Here is a 7,073-nt window from a genome sequence, read left to right on the forward strand (position 1 = left end):
GCATGGCAACGGAAACCATGACGGCGATCATCGCCGCACAGCCGGGTGGTGCAGAGGTGCTGACTGCGGTGCAGCGCCCGGTGCCGCAGCCGGGACCGGGCGAAGTGCTGCTGCGCGTCGTCAGCGCAGGGGTTAACCGGCCCGATATTCTGCAGCGCAACGGCATGCCACCGCCGCCAGGCTGCAGCGATATTCTCGGGCTGGAAGCGGCGGGCGTCATCGTTGCGCTCGGCGCAGGCGTCAGCGAACTGCAGCCGGGCATGGCGGTGATGGCGCTGCTGAGCGGCGGCGGTTATGCACAATACTGCGTGGCGCGCGCCGACCTGTGCCTGCCGGTGCCGGACACGTTGCCTCTCAGCCACGCGGCGGGTTTTCCCGAAGCCGCGTTTACCGTCTGGCACAACCTGTTTGAGCTGGGCCGTCTGATGCCGGGTGACAGCGTGCTGATTCACGGCGCGGCCAGCGGCGTGGGCACGCTGGCGATCCAGTGCGCCCAGGCTTGTGGCGCGCGGGTGATTGCCACCGCCGGCGGTGCAGAAAAAATTGCCGCGCTGCAGCAGCTGGGCGTGTGGCGCGCCATCGATCGCCATAGCGAAGATTTTGTGGCGGTGATTCAGACGTTGACCCGGGAACGCGGCGTGGATGTGGTGCTGGATAACGTCGGCGGCGACTACATTGCGCGCAACCTCAGCGTACTGGCAGCGGGCGGGCGGCACGTCAGCCTCGCCTTTATGCAGCGGGCCACGGTGGAGATCGATTTACAGTTGATCATGCGCAAAGGCTTAAGCCTGACCTCTTCCACGTTGCGACCGAAAAGCGCGGCGGAAAAAGCGCGTCTGGCGCAGTGCGTGCGCGCCCATCTGCTGCCTTTACTGGCCGCCGGGCGCATCACACCGCAGGTGCATCAGCGATTGCCACTGACGGCCGCCGCGCAGGCGCACCACATCCTTGAAGCCAATGCCAATATCGGCAAAGTGCTGCTGCTGCCAGATGCGGAGGCCATGCCATGATGGAACTCTATTACGCCTCTACCTCGGCTTACGTGCGAAAAGTGATGGTGAGCGCCCAGCTGCTGGGTCTGGCGCCGGAGATCACTCTGCTGGCGTCGGCGGCGCACCCCGTCGAGCGCGATGCGCGCATTGCCGCGTTTAATCCGCTGGCCAAAGTGCCGGCGCTGCGCACCGAACAGGGACTATGTTTATACGACAGCCGGGTGATCTGCGAATACCTTAACCACCGCGCCGCGGGCCAGCTGCTGCCGGCAGACGGCGAGGCGCGCTGGCTGTGCCTCACGCGCCAGGCGCTGGGTGATGGACTGCTGGACGCCGCGCTGCTGGCGCGCTACGAAACCAGCGCCCGCCCGCTGGAAAAGCAGTGGTCAGCGTGGCGCGATGCGCAGCTGACCAAAGTGGCGGCTGCGCTGGCGGCCATTGAGCAGCAGGCGGAGGCGTTCAGCCGCACACCCGACGATCTCGGGCTGATCGCCATCGGCTGCGGATTGGGCTACCTCGACTTCCGTTTTGCTGAACTCAACTGGCGCGCCACGCATCCGCAGAGCGCCGCCTGGTTTGCCCTTTTTGACGCGCATCCGGCGATGGCCGCGACGCGCCCGCACCTGTAACGGAGCCGCCATGTCTCAGATTTTCTTTCTCAATGGGCCGAATGCCAATCTGTACGGCATGGATCGCCACGGTACTTACGGCAGCGACAGTTTCGCCAGCATCGGTGAGCGCTGTCAGCGGCGCGCCGACGCGCACGGCCTCAGGCTGCAGTTTCGTCAGAGCAACCATGAAGGGGTGCTGGTGGACTGGATTCAGGAAGCGCGCCAGCAGGCAAACGGGCTGATCATCAATGCCGCCGGGTTGTCGTATCGCTCGGTGCCGATTCTGGATGCGCTGCTGATGTTTGATGGCCCGATCATCGAAGCGCACATGAGCAATATCTGGCAGCGCGAGCCGTTTCGTCATCAGTCGCTGGTGTCGAAAGCCGCCACCGGCGTGATCGCCGGGCTGGGCGCGCTGGGTTATGAACTGGCTATCGATGCGCTGGCGACGCTGCTACAGGAGCCCAGCGCATGACGACGCTGGTGTTTTACAGCGAGTTCGACAGCTTCGAGGCGTGGTCGGCGCTGCTGGCACCACAATTACCGGATGTCACTATCTGCCGTGCCGATCAGGTTGCGGATGCCGATAGCGTGCAGTTTGCGCTGGCGTGGAAGCCGCCGCGCGGCTTTTTTGCCCCGTATCGCCAGCTGAAATTGCTGGTGAATCTGGGCGCGGGCGTCGACTCGCTGGTAGGGCGCGACGACCTGCCTGACATCCCGATCGTCCGGCTATCGGACCCGGATATGGCGCGCATGATGGCCGGTTACGTGCTGTTTGCCGTGCTGCGTTACGCGCGTGACATACCGGCATTTGAGCGCGCACAGCGTGAACATCGCTGGCACTATCTGCATCCGCGCGAGCCGGCGTCGATTCGCGTGGGCGTGCTGGGGCTGGGCGAACTGGGTGCGTATGCGGCGCGCGAACTGGCGCGTCAGGGCTTCGACGTGCGCGGCTGGTCGCGGTCGCCCAAAGCGCTGGACGGCATTCACTGCGTCAGCGGTGCGCAGGCGCTGGATGCGTTTCTGGCCAGCAGCGACATTCTGGTGGTGATGCTGCCGCTCACGCCGCAAACCCACGGATTGCTGGATGCGCAGCGCCTGGCGCGGTTGCCGCCGGGCTGTGCGCTGATCAACGTGTCGCGCGGCGCGATTGTCGATCAGCCCGCGCTGACCGCGGCGCTGCAGAGCGGACAGATCGGGCACGCCACATTAGACGTGTTCGATCGTGAGCCGCTGCCGCCCGACGATGCGCTTTGGGGCATGGAGAATGTGCTGATCACGCCGCATCTGGCGTCGGTAGCGATCCCGGCCAGCGCCGCGCGTCAGGTGGCTGATAACATCCAGCGGGTGATGCGCGGCGAGCCGGTGCTCAACCAGGTGTTTCCCGCGCGGGGTTACTGAGCGCGTCAGGCGACGCGCACCACCTGCGGGTCGAAGTAGCTTGGCGCGGCCATACCGGGAATGTATTGATCGGAGATGAACATGCGGCAGCGTTCGGCGAAGGCGTTGACCACCATTGACTGCTGCACGTGGGCCACCGTGGCGTATCCCAGCAACATCGGCCGGTTCACGCCGGCAAGGCGCACGCGGATCACCCGTTTGCCATCCTGCGACAGATTGGCTTTGGGCCGCACATTGGCGATGCCAAATCCCACGCCGTTGGCCACCATCGCGCGTACCACTTCCATATTGCCAGAGCGCATCACAATGTTGGGCGTGACGCCCGCTTCGCTAAACAGGCTGAGAAAATATTCGCGGCTCCACGGCATATCCAGCAGCACCATCGGCACCGTAGCGAGATCCTGAATGGTCACCGCAGACTGACTGGCAAACGGGTGATGTTCGCCGACCATCACATACGGCGGCAGCTGCGCCAGCGACTGAAACGCGATGTCGCTGGCCGGCACCAGATCGTAGGTCAGCGCGATATCGATATCGGCGGCGCGCAGCTGTTTCAGCAGCTGTTCATGATTGCCCTCCACCAGCGTGATGCGCACGCCGGGGAAGGCGCGGCCAAAGCCAAACACCAGCTCCGGCGTCAGCATCGGGGCCAGCGTGTCGAGACAGCCGACGCGCAGCGGGCCGCGCACGTTGTTCAGCGACTCTGAGGCGATGGTATACAGATTCGACATCTGTTCCAGAATCAGCTTCGCCTCTTTTAATACCTGATGGCCAATGGCGGTGAGCGACACGCCCTGCGCGTGGTGGCGCACAAACAGCTGCACCCCCAGCTCGGATTCGATGTGAGTAATGGCGGCCGAGATCGACGGTGACGACACGTGAATACGTTCGGATGCGCCAATAATGCTGCCGGCTTCGCCGGACGCGACGAAATATTCCAGCTGGCGCTGGGTGATGCGACTGAGCATGCAGATTCTCCTGGTGTCGCCAGCGCGATCTTGTCGCGCCGGCTTTTCTATTTACCCCTGTTTCCATGCATTTATCATGCCGGACAGCGAATAGCAGCATAATCCCCTGCCTGACCCTTCACGCCCATTCGCTTCTGCCTCACTAAGGCTTAAGAAAATCCGTCGCAAAGCAGCGACTTTTTTAGCGTCAGAAATTCCGATGCAACGGCGAGGAAAAGGCTGTTTTACCGCAGCAGCGGCCAGCGGCAGAATCGCTGTGACACCTGCTTTTCACTTTCGCACTGTTTTGGCGCAGCGCGCCGTGGCGAATCAACGGTGGTTCAGAGCAGCGATAACAGCCTTTTCATTCACTGGGGACAAAAATATGTTGCGTAAGATGTGTGCCTTAACGTTGTTAACCACGGGAATTCTGAGCGCAGGGAATGCCATGGCCGCCGACAAGCTGATTGTCAGCACCTGGGGCGGCAGCTTTAAAGATCTGATCGATCAAACCATCGCCAAAGAGTTCACCAAAGAGACCGGCGTCGAAGTGCAGTTCGTCACCGGCGGCACCATCGATCGCCTCAACAAAGCCAAACTGGCGGGCGGGTCGCCGGAAACTGACGTGACCTTCACCACCGCGCACGTCGGCTATCTGTATGCCAACAGCGGCCTGTTCGAGAAGCTCGACATGAGCAAAATTCCTAACGCGGTCAACCTGGTGCAGCAGGCGAAAGTCAGCCCGTATCATCTGGGCGTGTGGGGCTACGTCTACACCATTGGCTACCGTCCGGATCTGGTGCCGAAAGGGGAAACCTTCACCAGCTGGAACGACCTGTGGAAGCCGGAGCTGAAAGGCACGCTGGCGCTGCCCGACTGGGATCCGAGCCACATCATCGCCGTGGCCGCCAAACTCTCCGGCAGCGATGCGGCGCACTGGCAGCAGGGCCAGGCGAAGCTGAAAGCGCTGATTCCTAACATCAAATCGTTCTACACCGATGATGCCAACAGCCAGCAGCTGATCTCTACCGGAGAAACGCCGGTGCAGGTGATGCTGTCAATGAACGCCTACAGCATGATTGCGGAAGGGGTCAACATCAAGCTGGCGATACCGAAAGAGGGCGCGATCCTCGGCGTGGATACCGTCGGCATCAATAAAGGCAGCAAACATGCCGATCTGGCGTACAAGTTCATCAACATCGCACTGAAACCGGAAATTCAGCAGCAGGTGGCGAAGATCTATCGCGGTAGCCCGACGGTGACCAACGCGCATATCGATCCGGAGCTGGCGAAGCTGCCAGGCATGCTGACCACGCCGGCGCAGTGGAATGCCACCATCAATACCGATCCCCAACTGCGTGCGGAGAAAACCGCCGAGTGGCGTCAGTGGTTCTCTGAAAACATCATGTCTCACTGATTGTCCTGGTGCTGCGGCGGGGCGGGTGCCTCGCCGTAGCCGGTAACACCTATGCAGGCAGTAACGTCCATGACGAAAAAACCGACATTTTTACCCTGGTTCATTCTTCCCGCCACGCTGACCGCGATGGGGCTGGTCGTCGCGATGTTTGCGGTGATGCAGTTCAGCGTGCGTGCATACATCCCCGGCTCGCTGGATGTCGGCGGCTTTACGCTGGCCAATTTCAGTGGCCTGTTCAAACGCATCTATGGCGACGCGTTTCTCAATACCGTGCTGCTCAGCGCCAAAACGGCCTTATTTGGTTTGCTGATGAGTTACCCGCTGGCCTATGCGCTGGTGCGCACCCGCACTGCGTGGATCAAATCCACCATTCTGATCATCGCGATTACTCCGCTGTTTCTGGGGGAAGTGGTGCGCACCTATTCGTGGATTATCGTGCTGGGTAACAGCGGCTTTCTTAATAGCCTGCTGCTGGCGCTGGGCATCATCAGCCAGCCGATCCAGTTTATGTTTACCCAGACCGGTGTGGTGGTCGCGCTGGTGCATGTCACCATGCCGATCATGGTGCTGATGCTGGCGACGGCGCTGTCACACATCAATCCGGACTACGAAAAAGCCGCCACCAGCCTTGGCGCCGGGCCGGTACGCGCGCTGCTAACGGTGACCATTCCGCTGTCGATTCCCGGCATCATCGCCAGCCTGACCACCGCGTTTGCCTGGACCTTTAGCGCTTTCGCGACGCCGCAACTGATTGGCGGCGGGCGCGTCAGTACCGTGGCTACGCTGGTGTATCAGCTGGGCTTCTCCTCGATGAACTTCCCGTTTGCCGCAGCGCTGAGCATTGCTGGGCTGCTGCTGACCATTCTGCTGCTGCTGGCGCTGAAGCGCATGACGCGCTTCCTGCACGCCATGGGAGGGCACTGATATGACCCGTTCTCACAACGACAAACTGATCGCGCTGCTGGGTAAACTGCTGGTGATCGCCATTCTGACGTTTGTCATGTTGCCCACCGTCGTGGTGTTTATCTCGTCGTTCAGCAGCACCTCCGTGCTGTTTTTCCCGCCGAAAGGCTGGTCGCTGCGCTGGTTTGAGCGGGCGCTGAGCTACGACGATTTTCGTCACGGCTTCTGGTCCGGACTGATTGTCACAGCATGGGCGTCAACGCTGGCGGTGGTCATCGGCGCCACGCTGGCGATTGCCATCGAGCGCTATCGCTTTCCCTGCAAACAGGTGCTGGAGAGTATTCTGCTGTCGCCGCTGTTTATTCCGCATTTCACCATTGGCCTCGGCCTGCTGATGCTGGTGTCGCAGCTCAATCTGGGACGCGGCTACGCACTGGTGATTTTCTGCCACGTGGTATTAGTGCTGCCGTTCGTGCTGCGCAGCGTCTATGTATCGCTGAAAAATCTCGAGCAGCGGATAGAACTGGCGGCGGCCAGCCTCGGCGCATCGCCGTTACGCGTAGTATGGACCATTACCGTGCCGCTGATTCTGCCGGGCCTGTTTGGTGGCTGGCTGTTCGCGGCGATTCTCTCTTTCAATGAATTTACCGCCTCGCTGTTTATTACCACCCAGGCGACGCAGACGCTGCCGGTGGCGATGTACAACTACGTGCGCGAATTTGCCGACCCGACGCTGGCGGCGCTGTCGGTTATTTATATTGTGGTGACCGCCGGAATGTTAATTATCGCCAATAAATTTTTC

Annotated in this window: 8 protein-coding genes; 7 read left to right on the plus strand and 1 reads right to left on the minus strand. The window is 61.4% G+C overall.

Going from position 1 to position 7,073, the window contains the following annotated elements; translation table 11 throughout:
- Positions 1-2: 2 nt before the first annotated feature.
- The 4 genes from FT726_RS18615 to FT726_RS18630 are packed head-to-tail and all read left to right on the plus strand — an operon-like array spanning position 3 to position 3,004.
- On the plus strand, positions 3-1,010 hold the full coding sequence (locus FT726_RS18615) for an NAD(P)H-quinone oxidoreductase (RefSeq protein WP_346303204.1): 1,008 nt from the start codon (positions 3-5) through the stop codon (positions 1,008-1,010).
- Entirely contained in the window at positions 1,007-1,621 is a 615-nt protein-coding gene (locus FT726_RS18620) for a glutathione S-transferase N-terminal domain-containing protein (protein WP_346303205.1), read from the plus strand. Before FT726_RS18615 ends, FT726_RS18620 begins: the two co-directional genes overlap by 4 nt.
- A gap of 10 nt (positions 1,622-1,631) precedes the next feature.
- The gene (locus tag FT726_RS18625; protein WP_088517647.1) at positions 1,632-2,078 is read left to right on the plus strand and encodes a type II 3-dehydroquinate dehydratase; all 447 of its coding nucleotides are present in this window, start codon (positions 1,632-1,634) and stop codon (positions 2,076-2,078) included.
- Positions 2,075-3,004 carry a glyoxylate/hydroxypyruvate reductase A gene (locus FT726_RS18630; protein ID WP_288422503.1) on the plus strand — a complete coding sequence of 310 codons (930 nt, stop codon included), beginning with the start codon at positions 2,075-2,077 and terminating at the stop codon, positions 3,002-3,004. The genes FT726_RS18625 and FT726_RS18630 overlap by 4 nt, the downstream gene beginning before the upstream one ends.
- A gap of 5 nt (positions 3,005-3,009) precedes the next feature.
- Here the strand turns inward: FT726_RS18630 and FT726_RS18635 are convergent, their stop codons facing one another.
- Positions 3,010-3,972, minus strand: a complete 963-nt coding sequence (locus FT726_RS18635) for a LysR family transcriptional regulator (protein WP_021509493.1) — start codon at positions 3,970-3,972, stop codon at positions 3,010-3,012.
- A gap of 364 nt (positions 3,973-4,336) precedes the next feature.
- On the opposite strand from FT726_RS18635, the gene FT726_RS18640 reads away from it, so the two are divergent.
- The 3 genes from FT726_RS18640 to FT726_RS18650 form a co-directional block, all read left to right on the plus strand.
- Positions 4,337-5,368 (plus strand): polyamine ABC transporter substrate-binding protein, encoded by a 1,032-nt coding sequence (locus FT726_RS18640; protein WP_058758799.1) that lies wholly within the window; start codon positions 4,337-4,339, stop codon positions 5,366-5,368.
- Between the two features lie 69 nt (positions 5,369-5,437).
- On the plus strand, positions 5,438-6,292 hold the full coding sequence (locus FT726_RS18645) for an ABC transporter permease (RefSeq protein ID WP_021509491.1): 855 nt from the start codon (positions 5,438-5,440) through the stop codon (positions 6,290-6,292).
- A 1-nt stretch (position 6,293) separates the two neighbouring features.
- Positions 6,294-7,073 (plus strand): ABC transporter permease (locus tag FT726_RS18650; protein WP_346303206.1); only part of this gene is annotated, 780 nt, incomplete at its 3' end.

Source organism: Pantoea sp. Morm (genome assembly GCF_016643525.1).
Lineage (GTDB): Bacteria > Pseudomonadota > Gammaproteobacteria > Enterobacterales > Enterobacteriaceae > Pantoea > Pantoea dispersa.